Annotated in this window: 21 protein-coding genes; 12 read left to right on the top strand and 9 right to left on the bottom strand. The window is 73.2% G+C overall.

Annotated elements, in window-relative coordinates:
• Positions 1 to 13 precede the first annotated feature (13 nt).
• The gene (locus tag ABZ806_RS21540) at positions 14 to 559 is read left to right on the top strand and encodes a DUF6542 domain-containing protein (protein ID WP_500219116.1); all 546 of its coding nucleotides are present in this window, start codon (positions 14 to 16) and stop codon (positions 557 to 559) included.
• 52 nt (positions 560 to 611) lie between these two features.
• Here ABZ806_RS21540 and ABZ806_RS21535 read toward each other — a convergent pair whose 3' ends face one another.
• Positions 612 to 1,577, bottom strand: coding sequence for a 4-hydroxy-3-methylbut-2-enyl diphosphate reductase (locus ABZ806_RS21535; RefSeq protein WP_500219115.1), 966 nt, complete (start codon positions 1,575 to 1,577; stop codon positions 612 to 614).
• Positions 1,578 to 1,731: 154 nt separating this feature from the next.
• Here ABZ806_RS21535 and ABZ806_RS21530 point away from each other — a divergent pair, with 154 nt between their 5' ends.
• Positions 1,732 to 2,739 (top strand): DUF8129 domain-containing protein, encoded by a 1,008-nt coding sequence (locus ABZ806_RS21530; RefSeq protein ID WP_500219114.1) that lies wholly within the window; start codon positions 1,732 to 1,734, stop codon positions 2,737 to 2,739.
• A 50-nt stretch (positions 2,740 to 2,789) separates the two neighbouring features.
• Here the strand turns inward: ABZ806_RS21530 and ABZ806_RS21525 are convergent, their stop codons facing one another.
• Positions 2,790 to 3,215 carry a MarR family winged helix-turn-helix transcriptional regulator gene (locus ABZ806_RS21525; protein ID WP_500219113.1) on the bottom strand — a complete coding sequence of 142 codons (426 nt, stop codon included), beginning with the start codon at positions 3,213 to 3,215 and terminating at the stop codon, positions 2,790 to 2,792.
• Between the two features lie 38 nt (positions 3,216 to 3,253).
• Here ABZ806_RS21525 and xseA point away from each other — a divergent pair, with 38 nt between their 5' ends.
• Both xseA and ABZ806_RS21515 read left to right on the top strand, forming a co-directional pair.
• On the top strand, positions 3,254 to 4,468 hold the full coding sequence (gene xseA, locus ABZ806_RS21520) for an exodeoxyribonuclease VII large subunit (RefSeq protein ID WP_500219112.1): 1,215 nt from the start codon (positions 3,254 to 3,256) through the stop codon (positions 4,466 to 4,468).
• Between the two features lie 10 nt (positions 4,469 to 4,478).
• On the top strand, positions 4,479 to 4,712 hold the full coding sequence (locus ABZ806_RS21515) for an exodeoxyribonuclease VII small subunit (protein WP_500219111.1): 234 nt from the start codon (positions 4,479 to 4,481) through the stop codon (positions 4,710 to 4,712).
• A 3-nt stretch (positions 4,713 to 4,715) separates the two neighbouring features.
• Here ABZ806_RS21515 and ABZ806_RS21510 read toward each other — a convergent pair whose 3' ends face one another.
• Both ABZ806_RS21510 and ABZ806_RS21505 read right to left on the bottom strand, forming a co-directional pair.
• Positions 4,716 to 5,444, bottom strand: coding sequence for a DUF4245 domain-containing protein (locus ABZ806_RS21510; protein ID WP_500219110.1), 729 nt, complete (start codon positions 5,442 to 5,444; stop codon positions 4,716 to 4,718).
• Positions 5,445 to 5,464: 20 nt separating this feature from the next.
• A complete protein-coding gene (locus ABZ806_RS21505; RefSeq protein ID WP_500219109.1) occupies positions 5,465 to 6,133 on the bottom strand; it encodes a TetR/AcrR family transcriptional regulator in 669 nt (222 codons plus the stop codon).
• Between the two features lie 195 nt (positions 6,134 to 6,328).
• Between ABZ806_RS21505 and glpX the strand changes: the two genes are divergently transcribed.
• Positions 6,329 to 7,363 carry a class II fructose-bisphosphatase gene (glpX, locus tag ABZ806_RS21500; protein ID WP_500219108.1) on the top strand — a complete coding sequence of 345 codons (1,035 nt, stop codon included), beginning with the start codon at positions 6,329 to 6,331 and terminating at the stop codon, positions 7,361 to 7,363.
• On the opposite strand, the gene ABZ806_RS21495 is transcribed toward glpX, so the two are convergent.
• The gene (locus tag ABZ806_RS21495; protein ID WP_500219107.1) at positions 7,360 to 7,968 is read right to left on the bottom strand and encodes a DUF1707 SHOCT-like domain-containing protein; all 609 of its coding nucleotides are present in this window, start codon (positions 7,966 to 7,968) and stop codon (positions 7,360 to 7,362) included. The two genes, glpX and ABZ806_RS21495, sit on opposite strands and share 4 nt — an antisense overlap.
• A gap of 109 nt (positions 7,969 to 8,077) precedes the next feature.
• On the opposite strand from ABZ806_RS21495, the gene ABZ806_RS21490 reads away from it, so the two are divergent.
• The 3 genes from ABZ806_RS21490 to ABZ806_RS21480 all read left to right on the top strand — a co-directional run bounded on the left by ABZ806_RS21490 (position 8,078) and on the right by ABZ806_RS21480 (position 11,333).
• Positions 8,078 to 9,007, top strand: a complete 930-nt coding sequence (locus tag ABZ806_RS21490) for an ABC transporter ATP-binding protein (RefSeq protein WP_500219153.1) — start codon at positions 8,078 to 8,080, stop codon at positions 9,005 to 9,007.
• Positions 9,008 to 9,214: 207 nt separating this feature from the next.
• Positions 9,215 to 10,012 carry an ABC transporter permease gene (locus ABZ806_RS21485; protein WP_500219106.1) on the top strand — a complete coding sequence of 266 codons (798 nt, stop codon included), beginning with the start codon at positions 9,215 to 9,217 and terminating at the stop codon, positions 10,010 to 10,012.
• Between the two features lie 91 nt (positions 10,013 to 10,103).
• Entirely contained in the window at positions 10,104 to 11,333 is a 1,230-nt protein-coding gene (locus tag ABZ806_RS21480; RefSeq protein ID WP_500219105.1) for an MFS transporter, read from the top strand.
• 54 nt (positions 11,334 to 11,387) lie between these two features.
• Here ABZ806_RS21480 and ABZ806_RS21475 read toward each other — a convergent pair whose 3' ends face one another.
• Positions 11,388 to 11,618, bottom strand: a complete 231-nt coding sequence (locus tag ABZ806_RS21475) for a hypothetical protein (RefSeq protein ID WP_163061242.1) — start codon at positions 11,616 to 11,618, stop codon at positions 11,388 to 11,390.
• 29 nt (positions 11,619 to 11,647) lie between these two features.
• Positions 11,648 to 13,087 carry a MocR-like pyridoxine biosynthesis transcription factor PdxR gene (gene pdxR / locus ABZ806_RS21470; protein ID WP_500219104.1) on the bottom strand — a complete coding sequence of 480 codons (1,440 nt, stop codon included), beginning with the start codon at positions 13,085 to 13,087 and terminating at the stop codon, positions 11,648 to 11,650.
• Between the two features lie 113 nt (positions 13,088 to 13,200).
• On the opposite strand from pdxR, the gene ABZ806_RS21465 reads away from it, so the two are divergent.
• From ABZ806_RS21465 to ABZ806_RS21450, 4 genes are all read left to right on the top strand, one after another.
• The gene (locus tag ABZ806_RS21465) at positions 13,201 to 14,142 is read left to right on the top strand and encodes a DMT family transporter (protein WP_500219103.1); all 942 of its coding nucleotides are present in this window, start codon (positions 13,201 to 13,203) and stop codon (positions 14,140 to 14,142) included.
• A gap of 1 nt (position 14,143) precedes the next feature.
• Positions 14,144 to 15,784 carry a fumarate hydratase gene (locus tag ABZ806_RS21460; protein WP_500219102.1) on the top strand — a complete coding sequence of 547 codons (1,641 nt, stop codon included), beginning with the start codon at positions 14,144 to 14,146 and terminating at the stop codon, positions 15,782 to 15,784.
• Between the two features lie 178 nt (positions 15,785 to 15,962).
• Complete coding sequence (locus ABZ806_RS21455) at positions 15,963 to 17,234, top strand: serine/threonine-protein kinase (protein ID WP_500219101.1); 1,272 nt, start codon at positions 15,963 to 15,965, stop codon at positions 17,232 to 17,234.
• A gap of 97 nt (positions 17,235 to 17,331) precedes the next feature.
• Complete coding sequence (locus ABZ806_RS21450; protein WP_500219100.1) at positions 17,332 to 18,732, top strand: class II fumarate hydratase; 1,401 nt, start codon at positions 17,332 to 17,334, stop codon at positions 18,730 to 18,732.
• 54 nt (positions 18,733 to 18,786) lie between these two features.
• Here ABZ806_RS21450 and ABZ806_RS21445 read toward each other — a convergent pair whose 3' ends face one another.
• On the bottom strand, positions 18,787 to 19,728 hold the full coding sequence (locus ABZ806_RS21445) for an aggregation-promoting factor C-terminal-like domain-containing protein (protein ID WP_500219099.1): 942 nt from the start codon (positions 19,726 to 19,728) through the stop codon (positions 18,787 to 18,789).
• A 449-nt stretch (positions 19,729 to 20,177) separates the two neighbouring features.
• Positions 20,178 to 21,545, bottom strand: a complete 1,368-nt coding sequence (gene phoH2, locus ABZ806_RS21440) for an RNA 5'-3' helicase PhoH2 (RefSeq protein ID WP_500219098.1) — start codon at positions 21,543 to 21,545, stop codon at positions 20,178 to 20,180.
• Positions 21,546 to 21,573 lie beyond the last annotated feature (28 nt).

The raw sequence follows: 21,573 nt of genomic DNA, 5'->3' as shown, positions 1-21,573 counted from the left end.
TCCGGGGGGTCCCGTGGGACGTCAGCACGGCGCCGCACCGCGTCCGCGCTCGCGCGCCGCGGGGAGCCCGGTCACGCTGACCGGACGCGGCGGCATCGTCGTCATGTTCGCCGCCGGGGTGGTCTGCGGGCTGCTGTCGCGCTGGTTCGACGTGCCGCTGCTCGCCGGCGCCGGGTTCGCGATCGGCTGCGCGCTGGCCGCGTTCGCGACGCGTCCCGCCGACCTGCTGACGCTCGCCGTCAGCCCGCCGCTGGTGTTCTTCGCCGCCACCTTCACGGTCGTGTTCGCGACCACGCTCGGCAACGGCTCGCTGCTGCGCGGCCTCACGGTCGGCGTCCTGGCCGCGCTGGCGGCGACCGCGCCGTGGCTGTTCTTCGGCACGCTGCTGGTGCTGGTGATCTGCCTGGCGCGGGGCCTCATGACCAACGTCCGCGAACTGCGCGACAAGCTCGTCGGGGTGCGTCTCTTCGAGAAGGAGGAGAACGAGAACCCCGTCCGGTGGGACGAGTCCCCCGCCACGACGCAGGAGCGCCGCCTCCACCACGGCGATGTCGACTAGCTCGATCGCCGTCGCCGTCGCCGGGGAAGGTGCGGGGGCCGTCCCGCCGCCGTCAGACCGCCGTGATGCGGAGGTCCTTGCGGAGTTCCTTGGGCAGGGAGAAGCGCATGCGCTCCTGGACGGACTCGATCTCCTCCGCCGCGCCGAAGCCCCGCTCGGCGAGCCAGGCCAGGACCTCCTGGACCAGGTCGTCCGGGACGGACGCACCGCTGGTGACGCCGACGGTGGTGACGCCCTCCAGCCAGGCGGGGTCGATCTGCTCGGCATAGTCGACGAGGTGGGCGCTGTCGGCGCCGTGCTCCTTGGCGACCTCGACCAGCCGGACGGAGTTGGAGGAGTTGGTGGAGCCGACGACGATGACGAGCTGGGACTGCGCCGCCATCTCCTTCACGGCGACCTGCCGGTTCTGGGTGGCGTAGCAGATGTCGTCGGACGGCGGGTCCATCAGCTTGGGGAACCGCTCGCGGAGCTTCTCGACGGTGGCGACGGTCTCGTCGACCGACAGCGTGGTCTGCGACAGCCACGCCACCTTCTCGGGGTCGCGGACCTGGACGTTGGCGACGTCGTCGGGGCCGTCCACCAGGTGGATGTGGTCGGGGGCCTCACCGGTGGTGCCGATGACCTCCTCGTGCCCCTCGTGGCCGATCAGGAGGATGTCGTAGTCCTGCGCGGCGAACCGCACGGCCTCCTTGTGGACCTTGGTGACCAGCGGGCAGGTGGCGTCGATGGTGCGCAGGTCGAGGCCCTTGGCCTCCTCGTGCACGGCGGGCGCCACGCCGTGCGCGGAGAACACGACGATCGCCCCCTCGGGGACCTCCTCGGTCTCGTCCACGAAGATGGCGCCGCGTTCCTCCAGCGTCTTCACCACGTGGACGTTGTGCACGATCTGCTTGCGGACGTAGATCGGCGCCCCGTACTTCTCCAGGGCGATCTCGACCGTCTGGACGGCCCGGTCGACGCCTGCGCAGTAACCACGCGGCTTGGCGAGCAGGACACGGCGCTGGCTGTTGGCGGTCATGGCTCTATCGTACGAGGGACCGGGGCAGCGGAGTGACCGGGCTGTGACCGACTCCATGCCGTTCTTGGACAGAATTCCATTAACCCGGGGAGACCCCGATCGCACCCATGGGGCAGAGTGGTCCCACGAGACGAGGCAGGAAGAGGAAGAGTCGATGACGAAATCGCCGCACCGCCTCAAGGAGCAGGTCCGGGACACGGTGGGCGAGCAGGTCCGCGATCTCCCGCTGCACGCCGTCCGGCTGGCCATGTTCGGTGTCGGCCGGGCGCTGCTGCTGGGCGACCGGCTCACCCGGGACTACAAGGAGATCACCGAGGGCGGTGGTGTGAAGCCGGTGCTCGGGCGGCTGCGCGACGACGTCCAGACCACGGCCGAGAAGGTCGTCGGGCGCGTGGCCGAGCGGGTCCGCGGCGAGGAGGCCGAGCCGGAGCCCGAGCCGGAGCCGGTCCGCCGGACCCGTCCCGCGGGCCGGACGGCCACCGCGCGCACGGCCGGCGACGAGATCTCCGTCGGCAAGCCCGGCGCCGGGCCGAAGCACGCGCCGAAGCACGCCAGGCCCGGGGTGCCGCCCAAGCCCGCCAAGCCGGGCGCGCTGGGACGCAGGCACGCCAAGCCGGCCGAGACGCAGGCCGACACGCCGGCCGACGCGCCGGCCGACAAGGGCGCGCCGATCGCCGAGCCCGCGCCGAAGCCGGTGCCGTCCGAGCCGAAGCCGGAGCCGGCCCCGCAGGCCGAGCCCGCCCCGGACCCGAGGCCCGCCGAGGCCGAGAAGCCGGCCGCGCCCGAGAGGCCCGCGCCCGCGCCCGCCAAGCGGGTGGAGCCCAAGCAGGCCGCCGAGGTCAAGCCCGAGCAGCCCGCGGAGGCCGAGCCGTCCGAGGCGACGGACGAGGCGACGGAGAAGGCGGTCGCCAAGGACGAGAAGGCGTTCGAGCCGAAGCCGGAGAACAAGCCGGCCGCCCCGGCGGAGGCCGCGCACATCGCCGAGGACCTGCCGGTCCCGAACTACGACACCGCGACGCTGCCGCAGCTGCGGGCGCGCCTGCGCGGCCTGTCCGTCGAGCAGGTGAAGCTGCTGCGCGAGTACGAGCGCAAGCACGCCGGCCGCGAGGACGTCGTCCGCATGTACGAGCGCCGCATCGCCAAGCTCAACGGCCTCAGCTGACGCCGCAGGCGACGAGAAGCCCCCGGCCGCCCCCGGGGGCTTCTCCCGTGTCAGGGCCCGCCGAGGAGCTTGTCGAAGGCGGGCAGCGCCGCCGCGACCAGCGCGCGCTCCGCGTCCGTCAGGTTCGCCAGCCGCTCGGAGAGGAACGCGAGCCGGCGCTCCCGCCCGTCGGCCAGCCGGTCCCGGCCCGCCGCGGTGATCCGGGCCGTGACGACGCGGGCGTCGGCGCCGTCCCGGCCGCGGGTGATGAGCTCATCGCGTTCGAGCCGGTTGATCTGGGCGGTCATGGTCGGCAGCCGGACGCCGTGCTCGGCGGCCAGCTCGGTCATCCGGCGCGGCCCGTGCTCCAGCGAGCCGAGCACGGACAGCTGCTGCGGCGTGACCGGCTGGTCGGTGCTCACCTGCCGCAGCATCAGCACCACGTGGCGCAGGCGCAGATTGAGCTGCTCGGCGAGCTCGCGTTCGGATGCGGTCACGTTCACTCCCTCGGGGTCGTCATGAGTAGTGTTCCTGCATGGCGATGGAGACCACGGCCGAATCCCCGGTTCCGGTGCGGGCGGTGCTGCAGGCGGTGAGCGGCTGGATCGGCAGGCTCGGCCGGATCTGGGTCGAGGGCCAGATCACCGATCTCAACGCCCGCGGCGGGACCGTGTACATGACGCTCCGGGATCCGGTGGCGAACATGTCGGTGCGGGTCGTCGGGCCGCGCGCGGTGGTCGAGGCCGCCGGGCCCGCGGTGACCGACGGCGCCCGCGTCGTGGTGCACGCCAAGCCGGACTTCTGGATCAACCGGGGGACGTTCTCGCTGAGCGTCCTGGAGATCCGGCCGGTCGGGGTCGGGGAGCTGCTGGCGCGGCTGGAGCGGCTGAAGCAGGTGCTGGCTTCGGAGGGGCTGTTCCGGCCGGAGCGCAAGCGCCCGCTGCCGTTCCTGCCCGGCAGGATCGGGCTGATCTGCGGGCGCGACTCCGACGCCGAGCACGACGTCCTGCAGAACGCCCGGCGGCGCTGGCCCGCGGTCGCGTTCCGGGTGGAGAACACCGCGGTGCAGGGCTCGTACGCGGTCGGCGAGGTCATGGAGGCGCTGCGGGCGCTGGACGCCGATCCCGAGATCGATGTGATCATCATCGCGCGGGGCGGGGGCGCGATGGAAGACCTGCTGCCGTTCTCGGACGAGGCGCTCGTCCGGGCGGTGTCGGCGGCGCGCACCCCGGTGGTCAGCGCGATCGGGCACGAGCAGGACTCCCCCATCCTGGACCTGGTCGCGGACGTGCGGGCCTCGACGCCGACGGACGCCGCGAAGAAGGCCGTGCCGGACGTGCGCGAGCAGCTGCAGCTCGTCCGGCAGCTGCGCGACCGGGGGCGGCGCTGCCTGGCGGGGGCCGTCGACCGGGAGCTGGCGTGGCTGAAGGCGGTGCGGTCGCGGCCCGCGCTGGCCGACCCGGTGCGCGAGATCGAGCGGCAGTCCGAACAGGTCGCGGCGCTGCGGGACCGGACGCGGCGGAGCCTGTCGGGGGCGCTGGACCGGGCCGGGGACGAGCTGTCGCACACCCGCGCCCGGCTGCTGGCCCTGTCCCCCGCCGCGACGCTGGAGCGCGGCTACGCGATCGTCCAGCGGGAGGACGGGGCGGTCGTGCGGGAGTCGGCGGCCGTGCAGGACGGGGAGGCGCTGCGCGTCCGGCTGTCGGACGGGCGCCTCGACGTGGCCGTGACCGGCCGTGCGGGGTCTTAGGGTGGGGCAGGTGGCCGACGATGAGGGGACGGCGGAGAAGCCGTCGTACGAGCAGGCACGGGACGAGCTGACCGAGGTCGTCAAGCGGCTGGAGGCGGGCGGGCTCACGCTGGAGGAGTCGCTCGGCCTGTGGGAGCGGGGCGAGCGGCTCGCCGCGGTGTGCGAGGAGTGGCTGGAGGGCGCCCGCGCGCGGCTCGCCGCCGCCCTGGACCGGCCGGGGAACGGGGACGCCGCCCCGTTCTGACGGTCAGGACGCCGGTGTCGGGGCCGTCGAGGGCACCAGCGTCGCGTCCTTGCTCTGCGGCTTGAGCGACGCCGCCAGGACCGCCAGCTCCTGGTAGGACGCGGTGCCGGTCACCACGATGCTCATGCCGTCCGGCAGGGTGCGGGCGAGGGTGTTCGCCTTCTTGTCCTTGCGGTGGTACTTCGTCCAGGTGACGCCGCCGACCTGCTGCGTCCCGACCGGTTTGCTGCTGTTGGCCATGCGCGGGACGTACTCGGACGCCTTCTCGTTGCTCTGCTCCAGCGCCGCGTACTCGTCGCTCGGCGTCACGAACCCGAGGTGCCAGGAGACGGGCTGCTCGCCGCCGGACCCCAGCCCGTTCAGCCGGGAGCTGTTCGGCTTCCAGCCGGCGGGCAGGCCCACGGGCGCGTACACGGTGTAGGGCGCGTCGCTGCGCATCGCCCACAGCTGCGAGCTGTAGTCGACGGCCGGCAGGACCTCCTTGTCGCTGCGCGGCGTCACGACGTAGATCGCCAGCACCAGTACCAGGCAGGCGGCCATCGCGAGCGTGAAGCCGCCGAGGCCCGTGGTGAGCCGCTTGTGCACGCCGGGGCTGACCTCGACGATCGGCCGCCCGGACGCGTCCTGCCGGGCCGGGGCGTCCTGCTCGCGCGCGCGCTCCGCGCCGTCCTCGGTCCGCGCCTCGGGGCGCGCCTCGGGTTCCGCGGCGGTGGAAGGGGTCTTGTCGGTCACCCCTCCAGGATCCCCCACGGTCAGCGCTGCTCCGTACGGGGGTTGCGGATCGTGCCGACGATGCCCATGATCTCCTCGGCGAGGCGGCGGGCGGCGTCCTCGTCGTCCAGCAGCGAGATCTCCGACACGGCGCCCGCCATCGCGCCGGTCAGCACGGTGACGAGGGCCTCGTCGACGCCGCCGCCCGGGGTGTGGAACAGCGCGGCGTTGCGGCGCGCCCACTTGTTGAGCCGCTGCCGCATGACGCGGTCGAACCCGGGCGGGCCGTCGCCGGAGATGAACAGCCGGGCGACGTCGCGCTCGTCCAGGCAGCCGTTCAGGTAGGCGCCCGCGCCGGCGATGAACTGCCGCATGGGGTCGGTCTCGCCCGCCTCCCGGACGGCGTTGATCGCCTCGCGGGTGCGCTCCTGCTGGTGGCCCTGGAAGTCCTCGAACAGCGTGAGGTACAGGTCCGCCTTGCCGTTGAAGTGGTGGTAGAGGCTGCCGACGCTGGCGCCCGCCTTGGCGACGATGTCGGTCACCGCGGCCTGGGCGAATCCCGACGCGCAGAAGACGTCCCTGGCCGCGGTCAGCAGTGCGCCGCGCGTGGCGGCCCCGCGGTCGGAGGTCCGCGCGGGCGCGTCGGCCGGGCGCCGCTCTCCCCCGTCGCGTGCCACCTCGCCGGACGAGACGTCGATGTCGCTGCTCATGGTGCCTGAGATTACGCCCTCTCCCATGGGGAAACGATCCCTTGCCCGCGTGACCGTCAAATCCGGGCGCCGCGCGGGGCTGGTACCACGGGTGCCGGTACGATCCGTGCGTTCGGCTGGTCTGGTCCAATTTGTGGCTTGCCGTCCGGTCCACGGAGAATCCGAGGCACCACCGAACGAAGGGGCTGCCCCGTCATGTCCGATGAGACCACCGTTTCCTCGCCGCTCACGACCGAGCCGGCGGCCCCCGACCGCAACCTGGCGATGGAACTCGTCCGGGTGACCGAGGCCGCCGCGATGGCCGCGGCCCGCTGGGTCGGCCGGGGCGACAAGAACGGCGCCGACGGGGCGGCGGTGAACGCCATGCGCCAGCTGATCAACACGGTGTCGATGCAGGGCGTCGTCGTGATCGGCGAGGGCGAGAAGGACCACGCGCCGATGCTGTTCAACGGCGAGCAGGTCGGGGACGGCTCCGGCGCCGAGTGCGACGTCGCGGTCGACCCGGTGGACGGGACCCGGCTGACCGCGCTCGGCATGAACAACGCGATCGCGGTGCTGTCGGTGGCGCCGCGCGGGTCGATGTTCGACCCGTCCGCCGTGTTCTACATGGAGAAGCTGGTGACCGGGCCGGAGGCGGCGGACGCCGTCGACATCGGGCGTCCGATCGCCGACAACATCCGCGCGATCGCCCGCGCGAAGGGCTCCTCGCCGCACGACGTGACCGTCTGCATCCTGGACCGGCCGCGGCACGAGGGCATCGTGAAGGAGGTCCGCGAGGCCGGGGCGCGGATCAAGTTCATCCTGGACGGCGACGTGGCCGGCGCGATCATGGCGTGCCGGCCGGGCACCGGCGTCGACCTGCTGCTCGGCATCGGCGGCACCCCGGAGGGCATCATCGCGGCGTGCGCGATCAAGGCGCTGGGCGGGGTGATCCAGGGCCGGCTGTGGCCGCAGGACGAGGCGGAGAAGCAGAAGGCGAAGGACGCCGGGCACGACCTCGGCCGGGTGCTGACCACCGACGACCTGGTGACGTCCGACGACGTGTTCTTCGCCGCGACCGGGATCACCGACGGGGAACTGGTCGACGGCGTCCGCTACAGCAAGGGGACGGCGGTGACGCACTCGCTGGTGATGCGCTCGCGCAGCGGGACGATCCGGACGATCTCCAGCGAGCATCAGCTGGGCAAGCTGCGCGCCTACAGCGCGATCAACTTCGACACGGCGGTCTAGCGGCCCCGGCCGAGCCGGCCGCGGACGCGGGCGCGCAGCGACCGCTTCGGCGCGCGGGCGCGCACCGAACCGAAGATCATCGTGCCGCCGACCTCGACCGTGGGCCCGTCCTGGGCGGGGCGGGCCCGCAGGTCGCGGGTGCTGAGGATGGTGCGGCCGGTGACGCTGACACCGACGCCGTCGGGGACGATCAGCCGGATCCGGCCGCCGAGCACGAGCGAGTCGACCACGACGTGGCGGCGCTGCAGCACGGCCTCGCGCAGGTCGAGTTCGACCGTCCCGAACAGGGCGAGCAGCGGCAGCTTCACCGGGACGACCCAGCGCCCCTCCCGCCGGGTGCGGCCGAAGAACACCGAGACCGGGCGGTCGTCGACGAGGATGGGCTGGGCCTCCTCGGGGCTGAGGTCGCGGGTGAGGCCGGTCAGCTCGCCGAGGGTGCGCGCGGCGTACACGCGGGAGGTGCGCTCGGAGTGCTCCTCCAGGGTGAGCCGCCCGTCCGCGAGGGCCTCGCCGAGGACGGCGGCGACGCGCTCCCGGTCGGCGTCGGATGCGCGCAGGTCGCGCACGCTGGTGGCCTTGGCGGCCGGGCGATGGGGGACGTCCACACCTAGAGGTTAACCGCCGGCGGGCGCGCGGCCTGCCGGAAAACCTGTTGGGGGCCTGCCCGCCCCCGTCCTTAGGGTGAGGGGTATGACCTTGCAACGTGCCCAGATCGTGGCCGCCCGGGACGGGGCGGGGACGGCGGCGATCAGCCTGCGCGGCGTCGTGAAGCGGTTCGGCGGCTTCACCGCCGTGGACGGGCTGGACCTGGAGGTCCCCACCGGGGTCTGCATGGGGCTGCTGGGCCCGAACGGCGCCGGGAAGTCGACGACGATGAAGATGCTGACCGCGCAGGCGATCGCCACCGAGGGCAGCATCGACGTGCTCGGCTTCAGCGTCCCCCGGGAGTCCAAGCGCGCGCGGGCCGCGATGGGGGTCGTCCCGCAGCAGGACAACCTCGACGAGGAGCTGACCGCGCGGGAGAACCTGGAGGTGTTCGCGCACCTGTACCGGGTGCCGCGCGGCGAGCGGCGTCGGGCGGTGGACGACGCGCTGGCGATCGCGCACCTGACCGAGCGGCAGAAGACCAAGGTGGACGACCTGTCGGGCGGCATGCGGCGGCGGCTGCTGATCGCGCGCGGGCTGGTGCACCGGCCCGCGCTCGTCCTGCTGGACGAGCCGACCGTCGGCCTCGACCCGCAGGTCCGGGCGGAGCTGTGGGGGCTGATCGACGGGCTGCGGGCCGGCGGCACGACCGTGCTGATGTCCACGCACTACATCGAGGAGGCCGAGCGGCTGGCGGACGAGTGCGCGCTGATGTCGCGCGGGAAGGTCATCGCGCGGGGGTCGCCGTCGGAGCTGGTGGCCGAGTACGCGGGCGACCGGGTCGTCGAGCACCACGGCCCGCCGGACCGGCTGGCGGAGGTGGAGCGGCTGGCGAAGGCCGCGGGCCTGCCGACGCGCCGCACCGGCCCGTCGGTGTCGGTGCTGAAGGCCGAGACGATCCCGCCCTCGCTGGAGGACGAGCTGGGCCCCGACGGCGTACGCCGCGCCGCGAGCCTGGAGGACGTGTTCGTGGTGCTGACCGGGGAGCGCGTCGAATGAGCGAAGCGAACCGGGGGGCGCGGGGGGTCGCCCCCCGCAGGAAGCAGGCATGAGCGAAGCGAACCGGGGGGCGCGGGGGGTCGCCCCCCGCAGGAAGCAAGCATGAGCGAAGCGAACCGGGGGGCGCGGGGGTCGCCCCCCGCAGGAAGCAAGCATGAGCGAAGCGAACCGGGGGGCGCGGGGGGTCGCCCCCGGCAGGAGGCAGGAATGAGCGTGCAAGCGGAGCGGGCGCCGCGGCTGCGGCGGTTCGAGTTCGCGCCCGTGCGGGGCATCTGGCGGCACGAGCTGGCCCTCTACAAGCGGTACTGGATGTCGCAGTCGTTCGCGTCGATGGTGGAGCCGACGTTCTACCTGCTGGCGTTCGGCTACGGGTTCGGCTCGATGGTCGCGGTGATCGCCGGCTTCCGGTACCTGGACTTCGTCGCGACCGGCGTCGTCGGGACGGCGGCGCTGTTCACGTCGATCTTCCCGGGCATGTTCAACGGCTACATCAGGCGCGTCTTCCAGCACACCTACGACGCGATGCTGGCGGCCCCCGTGGACGTCCACGAGCTGGTGACGGCCGAGGCGCTGTGGATCGCGGCCAAGTCGGCGGTCTACTCGTGCACGCCGCTGATCGTGGCGCTGTTCTTCGGCCTCGACCCCTCGTTCGGGATGCTGCTGGTGCCGTTCGTGACGTTCTTCACCGCGCTCGGCTTCGGCCTGTTCGGCATGTGGACGTCCTCGGTGGTGCCGTCGATCAACTCGTTCGACTACGTGATCACCGGCGTGGTGACGCCGCTGTTCCTGATCGCCGGGACGTTCTTCCCGGTGGACGCGCTGCCGGACTGGGCGCAGACGGCCTCCTACCTGAACCCGCTCTACCACTGCGTGGAGCTGGTCCGGGACGCGGTGTTCGGACTGGACCCGCTGGCCGATCTCGGCCATCTGGGTGCGCTGATCGCCTTCGCCGCGCTGATGTGGCTCATCGCCGTCCGCGGCATGCGCAGGCGCCTCATCGACTGACGCACCTGGGGAACATTGACCTGGCACGTACCCTGTCCCTACGCTGACGCGAATCTTCTTCATGTTGCGCAGCTCAGAGAGGTCGGGCCGCATGACCCAGGGCATCACCGCGCGGGACCGCCAGGCCCGGTTCGCCGCGTACACGGCGTTCGCCGTCCAGGGGCTCTGCTTCGCCTCGCTGGTGACGCAGGTGCCGCAACTGCAGAAGGCGCACCACCTGAGCGACGCCACGCTCTCGCTGGTGCTGCTCATGGTGCCGCTGGTCGCCGGGGTGGGCAGCGTCGCGTCCGGTGCCCTGTTCCAGCGGCTCGGCAGCGGCCCGGTGCTGCGCGTCGCCCAGCCGGCCGTCGCCGTCATGATCGCGCTGATCGGCCTCACCGGCGACAACGACCTCGCGCTGTACGCCGCGGTCGCGCTGTTCGGCCTGTTCGTCGGCGCGGTGGACGCCTCGATGAACGCGCAGGCCGTCGCGGTCGAGCGCCGCTACGGGCTCAGCCTCATCACCGGCTTCTACGCGGTGTGGAGCGTCGCGGGCATCCTCGGCGGGCTCTGGGCGTCGCTGTCCAACAAGATCGACCTGCCGCTGTCCGCCTGCTTCGCGATCGCCGCCGCCGCGGGGATCGCCGGCTCCCTCGCCTCCGGGCACCGCCTCTACCGCCGCGCGGAGGAGGGCGGCGGGCCGACCGCCGAGGAGCTGAAGGCCGCCGGGCGCAGCGTCCCGTGGCGCCCGATCCTCGTCGTCGGCGCCGCGATGGCCGTCGCCTACCTCGCCGACGCCGCGATCTCCAACTACGGCGCCAAGTACCTGGACGACGAGCTGTCCGCGAGTGACTGGGTCGCGCCGCTCGGCTACGTCGCCTACCAGATCACCATGGTGATCAGCCGGGGCGTCGCCGACTTCGCCGTCCGCCGCTCGGGCGCCGTCCAGGTGGTGCGGATCGGCGGGCTGGTCGGCATCGTCGGCATGGCCGGGGTCGTCGCGGCGCCGAACGCGGGCTTCGCCATCGCCGCGTTCGCCCTGGCCGGCCTGGGCCTCAGCGTGATCGCCCCGGTCTCGTTCTCCGCCGCCGCCCGGGTCGACCCCACGGGCCTGGGCGTGGCCGTGTCCCGGGTGAACATCTTCAACTACGTCGGCTTCGTCCTGGGCGCCGCCGTGGTCGGCGCCATCGCCCCCCTGAGCGCCGACCACGGCCTGCGCCTGGCCTTCATCGTCCCCACGGTCCTGATCCTGGTGGTCTTCGCCACCGCCAAGGGCTTCGCCCCGAAACCAGTTCCAGGCGCCGACCCCAACGCCCCCGCCATGGAACGCCCAGTCGCGTAGGTCATGGCAGGCCCCCGGCCGTGTTCGAGCACGCCCGGGGGCTTCAGCGGTCGATCACGCGTCTTCTAGTGATCTGATGGCCTTTTCGCCTTCGGCTTGGGCCTGTTCCGGCGTCATGTCCGTCAGGGCGCGGCTGAGTGCGACCTCGGCGGCGTCGGCGGCGGCACGCAGGGTGACCGCGTGCTCCTGTGCCCGCTCGAGGTCGCCCAGGCCGATGCAGTCGAAGGCCACCTGCGCATCGTGGCCGGCCATCTTCAGCTGCCGTGCGGCCTCGTCCAGACTCATCCATACCTCCTACACCGGGGATGCGGGTTCTACCCATCGGCACCGTGGGTAACCGCTTGACCCAGCAGTTCCGCCGCCTTGACCAGGCGGGTCTCGCTCAGGCCCGCGTAGCCGAGGACGAGCGCGGGCGGCGCGGCCGCGGCGCGCCCGGCCGACCAGAGGGAGCGGCCGCCCGTGACGGCCACGCCCAGCCGGGCGGCGCGGGCCACGACCGCGTCCTCGTCGCTTCCGGGCGGCAGTTCCACATAGAGGTGGATGCCCGCTGAGACGCCGTGCACCCGCGCGGCGGGGAGGTGGGCGCCGAGGGCGGCGGCGAGGGCGTCCCGCCGGGCGCGGTAGCGGCGCCGCATGGTGCGCAGGTGCCGGTCGTAGCCGCCGGTGCGGAGGAACTCGGTGAGCGCGTGCTGCTCCACGACGGGGGCGCCGAGGTCGGTGCGGGCGCGGTGGTCGCGCAGCCGCGCGGCGACGGCCGGCGGCGCGACGGCCCAGCCGAGCCGCAGCGCGGGCGCGAGGGACTTGCTCACCGAGCCGAGCAGGACGACCCGGTCGGGGTCCACGCCCTGGAGGCAGCCGACGGGGTCGCGGTCGTAGCGGAACTCGGCGTCGTAGTCGTCCTCCAGGATCAGGCCGTCCACGTCCCGCGCCCAGGCGATCAGCGCGGCGCGGCGGGCCGCCGACAGCACGACGCCGGTCGGGTACTGGTGCGCGGGCGTGACCAGGACGGCGCGCGCCCCGGTGCGGGCGAGCGCCGCGACGTCCAGGCCCTCGGCGTCCACCGGGACGCGGGCGAGCCGCAGCCCGGCGGACTCCATCATCGGCAGCTGCCGGGCGCTGGTCGGGTCCTCGACGGCGAGCGCCGGGTTCCCGCCCTGCCCGCGCAGCAGCGCGAGGAGGGCGGACAGCCCGTGCGCCACCCCGTTCATGATCACGACCCGGTCGGGGTCGGCGTGCGCGGCGCGGACCCGGCCGAGGTAGCCGGCGAGTTCCGCGCGCAGCGACGGGACGCCGCCGGGGTCGGGGTAGCCGAACGCGTCGTGCGGCAGGGTGCGCAGCGCGGCGCGGGCGGCGGCGATCCAGCGTTCGCGGGGGAAGGCCGCGAGGTCGGGGCGGCCGGGGGTGAGGTCGTAGGACGGCGGCGGGGGCACGGGGTCGCGGTCCGGCCGGTCCGGCGCACCGGGGCGGGGGGCCGGCTCGCCGGGGCGCGCGGTCTCCCCGTCGGCGCGGGCGAGCGGCGCGATCCGGGTGCCGTCGCCGCGCCGCGCGAGCAGGAAGCCCTCGGCGGTCAGCTGCTCGTAGGCGGTGACGACGACGCCGCGGGAGACGTCCAGGTCGCGCGCCAGGTCGCGGCTCGACGGCAGCCGGGTCCCGGCGGTCAGCCGGCCGGAGCGCACGGCCGCGCGGAAGCCGGCGGCGATCTGCGCCGCGAGCCGGCCGGCGGACCGGTCCAGGGGAAGGTGAAGGTCGGTCACATGACACTCAGCGCCGGGAGGTGGCGGGAGCGTCACGAGGGACGCATTGGTCCACGATTTGACACCGGTATTGGCCCTGGGCGGGGAGCCAATGCGCTTCTAGCGTTTCCTCCATGAACGGCTCTCAGCGACGCGGCACGGCCGGTGCCGGCACCGCGATGTTCCTGGTCGGCACGCTCACGGCGGTGTCGGCGACGATCGCGTCCTATCCCCTCTTCGGCGGCCAGGCGGTCCGGTACGCGGTCGCCGCGGCGGTCCTGCTGGGCGTCGCGCGCCTCGCCGGCGGACCCGCGGCGCGCCCGTCGCCGCGCGACTGGCTGCTGCTGGCCGCGCTGGCGGGGACGGGGCTGGTGGCGTTCAACGTCTGCATCGTCGAGGCGACCCGCGACACGAGCCCGGCCACGATCGGCACGGTGATCGCGGCGTCCCCGGTCGTGCTGGCGCTGGCGGGGCCGCTGCTGGAGCGGCGCCGCCCGGCCCCGGCGGTCGTGGCGGCGGCCTGCGTGGTCGCGGCCGGCGCGGCGCTGGCCAGCGGCCTCGGCGGCGGGAGCCCCCGCGGGCTGCTGTTCTCGCTCGGCGCGCTCGCCGGGGAGGTGTGCTTCTCGCTGCTGGCCGTCCCGCTGCTGCCCCGGCTCGGCCCGCTGCGGGTCTCCGCCTACTCCGCCGCCCTGGCGGCCCCGATGCTGCTGGCCGCCGGCGTCGCCGCGGACGGGACGGCGGTGCTGCGCGTCCCGACCGTCGCCGAACTGGCGGGCTTCGCCTACCTGTCCGCGGTCGTCACCGTGATCGCGTTCCTGCTCTGGTACGACGCGATCGGGCGGCTCGGCGCCGACCGGGCGGGGCTGTTCGCCGGGCTGATCCCGGTCAGCGCGGTCGTCACGACGGTCGCGCTCGGCCTGGGCCGGCCGGGGCCGGCGGATCTGGCGGGCGCCGCGCTGGTCGCGGCGGGCGTCGCGGTCGGGCTGGCGGCCCGGGTCGCCCCCCGCGAGGCCGCGGTTCCCGAGCCCGTAACCTGTGAGGCGGCCCCCATCGGAATCGCGCGAGGATCTGCCTGAGATGCCTGAGTTCTCCTACACCGACCTGCTGCCGCTCGGCCCCGACGAGACCGACTACCGGCTGCTGACCTCCGACGGCGTGTCCACGTTCGAAGCGAACGGGCGGACGTTCCTGCAGGTCGAGCCGGAGGCGCTGCGGCTGCTCACCGAGACCGCGATGCGCGACATCGCGCACCTGCTGCGTCCCGCGCACCTCGCGCAGCTCCGCCGGATCCTGGACGACCCCGAGGCGTCCCCCAACGACCGGTTCGTGGCACTGGACCTGCTGAAGAACGCGGGCATCGCGTCCGGCGGCGTCCTGCCCATGTGCCAGGACACCGGCACCGCGATCGTGATGGGCAAGCGCGGCCAGCACGTCCTCACCGACGGGAGCGACGAGGAGCACATCTCGCGTGGCGTGTACGACGCGTACACGAAGCTGAACCTGCGCTACTCCCAGATGGCCCCGGTGTCGATGTGGGACGAGAAGAACACCGGCAACAACCTGCCCGCCCAGATCGAGCTGTACGCGGCTCCCGGCGACGCCTACAAGTTCCTGTTCATGGCCAAGGGCGGCGGCAGCGCGAACAAGTCGTTCCTGTACCAGGAGACCAAGGCCGTCCTGAACCCGAAGCGGATGATGTCCTTCCTGGAGGAGAAGATCCGCTCGCTGGGCACGGCCGCGTGCCCGCCGTACCACCTGGCCATCGTGGTCGGCGGGACGTCCGCCGAGTACGCGCTGAAGACGGCCAAGTACGCCTCGGCGCACTACCTGGACACGATGCCGTCCGAGGGCTCTCCGCTGGGCCACGGGTTCCGCGACCTCGAACTGGAGCTCCAGGTGTTCGAGCTGACGCAGAAGCTCGGGATCGGCGCGCAGTTCGGCGGCAAGTACTTCTGCCACGACGTGCGGGTGATCCGGCTGCCGCGGCACGGCGCGTCCTGCCCGGTGGCGATCGCGGTGTCGTGCAGCGCCGACCGGCAGGCGCAGGCCAAGATCACGACGGAGGGCGTGTTCCTGGAGCGGCTGGAGACCGACCCGGCGCAGTACCTACCGGACACGACCGACGAGCACCTGGACGACGAGGTCGTCCAGATCGATCTGAACCGGCCGATGGCGGAGATCCGCGCCGAGCTGACCCGCTACCCGGTCAAGACGCGGCTGTCGCTGACCGGCCCGCTCGTCGTGGCCCGCGACATCGCGCACGCCAAGATCAAGGAGCGGCTGGACGCGGGCGAGCCGATGCCGCAGTACCTGCGCGACCACGCCGTCTACTACGCGGGGCCCGCCAAGACGCCGGAGGGCTACGCGTCCGGGTCGTTCGGCCCGACCACCGCCGGCCGGATGGACTCCTACGTCGAGCAGTTCCAGGCCGCCGGCGGCTCGCTGGTCATGCTCGCCAAGGGCAACCGGTCCAAGCAGGTCACCGACGCCTGCCGGGAGCACGGCGGTTTCTACCTCGGCTCCATCGGCGGGCCGGCCGCCCGCCTCGCCCAGGACTGCATCAAGAAGGTCGAGGTCCTGGAATACCCGGAACTCGGGATGGAGGCCGTCTGGAAGATCGAGGTCGAGGACTTCCCGGCGTTCATCGTGGTCGACGACAAGGGCGAGGACTTCTTCGCCGACACCACCGGTCCCGTCCTCACCATCGGCAGGCGCTAACGGCCGCCGGGGCGCCCTGCGGGGGGCGGACCACTGGCCTCCACAGGGCCTCCACAGGCCCCCGCAGGCCGCCCGCAGCCGTTGTTTCTCGTCGGTAGGTCACAGTATTGGGCCAAATATTTAGTTCCTGCTGAGGTCTCCCCGATGACCGCCTGGCCACTCCGGTATCTTTTCCGCCATGTCACAGTCAGAGCGCCTCGTTCTAGCGACGCGCTACCGGCTGGTCTCGGAAATAGGTCAGGGTGCCAACGGCACCGTCTGGAGAGGGCATGACGAGCTCCTCGACCGCGCGGTGGCGATCAAGGAACTGCGGCTGCCCGAGGACCTCTCCGAGGACGACCGGGTGGTCTTCTACCGCCGTACCCTGCGGGAGGCGCGCGCGCCGGCACAGCTGCGCACGCACTCCATCGTCGAGGTGTACGACGTCGTCATCGAGCAGGGCCGTCCCTGGATCGTGATGGAGATGATCGAGGCGCCCAGCCTCGAGCAGCTGATCGAGCGCTCCGGTCCGCTGCCGCCCGAACGGGTCGCGCACATCGGCCGCGCCCTGCTCGACGCCCTCAACGTCGCGCACAAGGCCGGGATAGTGCACCGCGACCTCAAGCCCAGCAACGTGCTGCTGGACGGCGACCGGGTCGTGCTGACCGACTTCGGCCTCGCGTTCTCCTCCGGCTCGGCGAGCCTGACGAAGACGGGCCACTTCATGGGCTCGCCCGCGTACGTGGCGCCCGAGGTCGCCGCCGGGGAGAAGGCCACCCCGCGGTCGGACCTGTGGTCGCTCGGCGCGACGCTGTACGCCGCGCTGGAGGGCCGCCCGCCGTTCGAGCGCGAGAACGTGATGGCGACGCTGTCCGCGCTGGCGAACGAGTCGGCCCCGTCCCCGCAGAACGCGGGCGCGCTCGCACCCGTCATCACCGGGCTGCTGGAGAAGAACCCGACCCGCCGGCTCAGCCACGCGCGCGCCGTCGACCGGCTGGAGCGGGCGCTGGCCGGGCCGCGGTCCGGCCGCCGCCCGCCGACGCCCCGCTACCGGCTGATGGCGGTGATCGCGCTCATCGGCGCGACGGTCGCCTCCTGCGGGATCGGCGCGACCGCCCTCATCGTCGGCATGATGAAGGAGAGCCCCGGGCCCTCCCCCACGGCCGCCGCCACGTCCCCCTCGAGCCCGCCGGGCTCCTCGCAGGCCGCCGTGCCGCCCGGGGTCGAGTCCAGCACGCTGGTCGTGCGGGCCCGCAGCGACGAGTGCAAGATCTTCGTCTCGGTGCCCGGCGACACGATCACGGTGCTCACCGACGAGAGCCTGCACACCGGCGACCTGCGGCAGTACGACCAGCCGCGGCTCAACGCCGTGGTCTACGACGCCTCCGCCTGCGACGTGTGGGTGAACGGCGAGGAGCAGCCCGCCGGCACGCCGAAGGAGCGCAAGAACTACACCCTGAACAAGGAGTGAGCCGGAACCCGGAGTGAGAAGTCCCACCCCGGGGAATGCGGGAGTCGCCCGACGGGCTGCCATGAGGGACGGCCGAAGATCGCAGCGGGAGGCTTCCATGTCCGAGCAGGGGTTCCGGGTCGAGCACGACTCCATGGGCGAGGTGCGGGTGCCGGCCGCGGCCAAGTGGCGGGCCCAGACGCAGCGCGCGGTGGAGAACTTCCCCATCTCCGGGCGGACGCTGGAGGCCGCGCACATCGCGGCGCTCGGCCAGATCAAGGCCGCGGCGGCGGTGGTGAACGCCGAGTTCGGCGTCCTCGACGCGGACATCGCCGGCGCGGTCGCCGAGGCCGCCCGGGAGGTCGCGGACGGACGGTGGGACGACCAGTTCCCCATCGACGTGTTCCAGACCGGGTCCGGGACGTCGTCCAACATGAACGCGAACGAGGTCGTCGCGACGCTGGCGGAGGAGCGGCTCGGACGGCCGGTCCACCCCAACGACCACGTGAACGCCTCCCAGTCGTCCAACGACGTGTTCCCGTCGTCCATCCACATCGCGGCGACGGGGGCCGTCCTGAACGATCTGGTGCCCGCGCTGCGGCATCTGGAGGCGGCGCTGGCGCGCAAGGCCGCGGAGTTCGCGACCACCGTGAAGTCGGGCCGCACGCACCTGATGGACGCGACGCCGGTGACGCTCGGCCAGGAGTTCGGCGGCTACGCGGCGCAGGTCCGGCACGGCGTGGAGCGGCTGGAGGCCGTCCTGCCGCGGCTGGCGGAGCTGCCGCTCGGCGGCACGGCGGTCGGCACCGGCATCAACACCCCCGAGGGCTTCGCCGCCCGGGTCATCGCGGAGATCGCGCGGGTCACCGGGCTGCCGCTGACCGAGGCCCGCGACCACTTCGAGGCGCAGGGCGCGCGGGACGGCCTGGTGGAGGCGAGCGGCGCGCTGCGCACGGTCGCGGTGAGCCTCACCAAGATCGTCAACGATCTGCGCTGGATGGGGTCGGGCCCGCGCGCCGGGCTCGCCGAGATCCGGCTGCCGGACCTGCAGCCCGGCTCGTCGATCATGCCGGGGAAGGTGAACCCGGTGATCCCCGAGGCGGTCGCGCAGGTCGCGGCGCAGGTCATCGGGAACGACGCGGCGGTCGCGTTCGGCGGCGCGTCCGGCAGCTTCGAGCTGAACGTGATGCTGCCGATGCTGGCCCGCAATGTGCTGGAGTCGGTCACGTTGCTGGCGAACGCGTCCCGGCTGCTCGCGGACCGCTGCGTGGACGGCATCGAGGCCGACGCGGAGCGCATGCGCGAGTACGCCGAGTCCTCACCGTCGATCGTGACGCCGCTGAACCGCTACATCGGCTACGAGGAGGCGGCGAAGGTCGCCAAGCAGGCGCTGCGGGAGCGCCGGACGATCCGCGAGGTCGTGCTCGAACACGGCTACGTGGACGACGGGAGGCTGACCGTCGAGCAGCTCGACGCGGCGCTCGACGTGCTCCGGATGACCGGATCGTCCGGCAAGTGAGGCTTGTACGCGTCCCAGTCGCCCGCAGGGACGCCGGGACGCGCCGGGCCCGGATCAGTACCAGCCGGCCGACTGGAAGTGCGACCAGCCGCCGCAGGGCGTCTTGTAGCGGTCCTTGATGTAGCCGAGGCCCCACTTGATCTGCGTGGTGGCGTTGTTCTGCCAGTCGGGGCCCGCGGTCGCCATCTTCGAGCCGGGCTTGGCCTGCGGGATGCCGTACGCGCCCGACGGGTTGGCCGCGTGGGTGTTCCAGCCGCTCTCCCGGTCCCAGAGCTTGACCAGGCAGCCGAACTGGCCGTCGCCGGTGAAGCCGAAGCCCGGCATGAGCTTCTTCGCGATCTCCTGCGCCTCGCCCTTCGGCACCGGGTCGCCGGACGGGCCGCCGCCGGTACCGCCGGTCTCCTTCTTCGGCTCCGGCTTCTTGGTCGGGATCGGCTCGCCCTTGGGGCGGATGGCCGGGCCCTTGCCCGCGTCCTCGCGCGTCACGCGGGACGCGCGTTCCAGGGCCAGCTCGCGGCGCTGCTGCTCCAGGACCTTCGGGTCGACCTTGGGCGCGTCCGCCAGCTGCCGGGACGGCGTGACGGTCGCGGCGGTGTCGCCGGAATCGCCGGAGCCGCCGGTCAGCGCGAACGCGGCGACCGCGCCGCCGCCGATCACGACGGCCGCGCCCGCGGCGACCGCGGCGATCCGCAGGCCGGTGCGCCTGCCGGAGCCGGAGCCGCCGCCCTGCCGCGGCGCGCCCTGCACCGCGTGCCGGCCGGAGGCGATCTCGTCGTGCGGCTCCCCGGCGGAGACGCCGGTGCGCGGGTGCTCCGGCGGTTCCGGCGGCATGGCCCGGAAGCCGAGCGTGTCGCCGGCGGGGGCGCCGATCAGGGTGCGGTCGGTGCCGGCGACCCGCACATCGTCCTCGTGCGGCACCGGCGGCGCGGCGACGGCCGGGGAGTCGAAGTTCTGTCGATCGTCTCGCCTAGGGGACCCGGGACGGTCTCCGTACAAGGCGGTCCTTCCGACGGTCGCACGCGCATGGGCACGCGCACGAGCTGTTTCCACCCCCCGCCCCGCGGGCCGCCGGGACGTCGCGCGGCTCCGGGCCCGGAGCCGCGCCGCGTCCGGTGCGCGTCGTGCTGGGGGGCCGCGCTCCGGCCTGGCACCGCTCGGGGGTGCTTACGGGGAGACACAATGCCGGAGCCTGCGGGCCGCTCCGCAACCGAAACGAGACAAATGCGGCCGATAGGATCGTTGTCAACTCCCCGGACGAACCACCGAAACCCCCGGCCGGCCTGCGGATCTCCGCCACCGCGGGCACGGATGTGACCTTAATCACAATCAACGGTACGAGGTTTGGTGATCACGTTCTGTAGGGAATGGATGAACGTGTTCTGAGACAAGAAACCCCGGCGGGCCACACCAGGCCCACCGGGGTTTCGACGTGCTCCGTCCGTCTGCTACGCGCCCACGTCACCGAGCATGTCGGTGACCAGCTCGGCGATCGGCGAACGCTCCGACCTGGTCAGCGTCACGTGCGCGAACAGCGGGTGCCCCTTCAAACGTTCCACCACGGCCGCGACGCCGTCGTGCCGCCCCACCCGCAGGTTGTCGCGCTGCGCGACGTCGTGGGTCAGCACGACCCGCGACCCGGCGCCGATCCGCGACAGGACGGTCAGCAGCACGCCGCGCTCCAGCGACTGCGCCTCGTCCACGATCACGAACGCGTCGTGCAGCGACCGGCCCCGGATGTGCGTGAGCGGCAGGACCTCCAGCATGTCGCGGTCGACGACCTCCTCGATGACCTCCGGCGTCGTCACCGCCGACAGCGTGTCGAAGACGGCCTGCGCCCACGGCGACATCTTCTCGTTCTCCGAGCCGGGCAGGTAGCCGAGCTCCTGACCGCCGACCGCGTACAGCGGGCGGAACACCACGACCTTGCGGTGCCGGTGCCGCTCCATGACGGCCTCCAGGCCCGCGCACAGCGCGAGCGCCGACTTGCCCGTGCCGGCCCGGCCGCCGAGCGAGACGATGCCGACGTCCTCGTCCATCAGCAGGTCGAGCGCGATCCGCTGCTCGGCCGACCGGCCGCGCAGCCCGAACACCTCGCGGTCGCCGCGCACCAGCTTCACCGACTTGTCGGGCAGCGTCCGGCCGAGCGCCGAGCCGCGCTCCGACAGCAGCCGCAGGCCGGTGTGGCAGGGCAGGTCCCTGGCCTCCTCCAGGTCCGTGCCCCCGGTCTCGTACAGCTCCTCGACGGCCCCGGCGGTCACCTCCAGCTCGCGCATGCCGGTCCAGCCGGACTCGACGACCGCGAGCTCCGCCCGGTACTCCTCGGCGGCGAGCCCGACCGCGGACGCCTTCACCCGCATCGGCAGGTCCTTGGAGACGAGCACGACGTCCCGTCCCTCGTGCGCCAGCCAGCCGGCCACCGACAGGATCCGGGTGTCGTTGTCGCCGAGCCGGAAGCCGTCCGGCAGGACGCTCGGGTCGGAGTGGTTCAGCTCGACGCGGAGCGTGCCGCCCTGGTCGCCGTGCGGCCCCGCCACGGACACGGCCTCGTCCAGCCGGCCGTGCCGCAGCCGCAGGTCGTCCAGCGTGCGCAGCGCCTGCCGGGCGAAGTACCCGAGCTCTGGGTGGTGGCGCTTGGCCTCCAGCTCGGAGATGACGACGATGGGGAGTACGACCTCGTGCTCGGCGAACCGGGTCAGCGCCCCGGGGTCGGCGAGCAGGACGCTGGTGTCGAGGACGTACGTGCGCCGCTCCGGAACCGAGGCTCCGGAGGTGTTCCCGGACGTGCCGGGACGGCGCGGGGAGGATGTGGCCACTCGATCTCCCTGACTCTGGGGAACCTAC

The sequence above is a fragment of the Spirillospora sp. NPDC047418 genome (assembly GCF_040643275.1).
Classification (GTDB): domain Bacteria; phylum Actinomycetota; class Actinomycetes; order Streptosporangiales; family Streptosporangiaceae; genus Spirillospora.
The sequence above is the reverse complement of the archived record's forward strand: the minus strand, read 5'-3'. Positions and strand labels throughout refer to the sequence as shown.

Bases quoted from the DNA above. Each gene is read 5' to 3' on its own strand.
- ABZ806_RS21535 (WP_500219115.1), bottom strand. From the start codon at position 1,577: ATGACCGCCAACAGCCAGCGCCGTGTCCTGCTCGCCAAGCCGCGTGGT.
- ABZ806_RS21530 (WP_500219114.1), top strand. From the start codon at position 1,732: ATGACGAAATCGCCGCACCGCCTCAAGGAGCAGGTCCGGGACACGGTG.
- xseA (WP_500219112.1), top strand. From the start codon at position 3,254: ATGGCGATGGAGACCACGGCCGAATCCCCGGTTCCGGTGCGGGCGGTG.
- ABZ806_RS21505 (WP_500219109.1), bottom strand. From the start codon at position 6,133: ATGAGCAGCGACATCGACGTCTCGTCCGGCGAGGTGGCACGCGACGGG.
- glpX (WP_500219108.1), top strand. From the start codon at position 6,329: ATGTCCGATGAGACCACCGTTTCCTCGCCGCTCACGACCGAGCCGGCG.
- ABZ806_RS21485 (WP_500219106.1), top strand. From the start codon at position 9,215: ATGAGCGTGCAAGCGGAGCGGGCGCCGCGGCTGCGGCGGTTCGAGTTC.
- ABZ806_RS21480 (WP_500219105.1), top strand. From the start codon at position 10,104: ATGACCCAGGGCATCACCGCGCGGGACCGCCAGGCCCGGTTCGCCGCG.
- ABZ806_RS21475 (WP_163061242.1), bottom strand. From the start codon at position 11,618: ATGAGTCTGGACGAGGCCGCACGGCAGCTGAAGATGGCCGGCCACGAT.
- ABZ806_RS21465 (WP_500219103.1), top strand. From the start codon at position 13,201: ATGAACGGCTCTCAGCGACGCGGCACGGCCGGTGCCGGCACCGCGATG.
- ABZ806_RS21460 (WP_500219102.1), top strand. From the start codon at position 14,144: ATGCCTGAGTTCTCCTACACCGACCTGCTGCCGCTCGGCCCCGACGAG.
- ABZ806_RS21455 (WP_500219101.1), top strand. From the start codon at position 15,963: ATGTCACAGTCAGAGCGCCTCGTTCTAGCGACGCGCTACCGGCTGGTC.
- ABZ806_RS21450 (WP_500219100.1), top strand. From the start codon at position 17,332: ATGTCCGAGCAGGGGTTCCGGGTCGAGCACGACTCCATGGGCGAGGTG.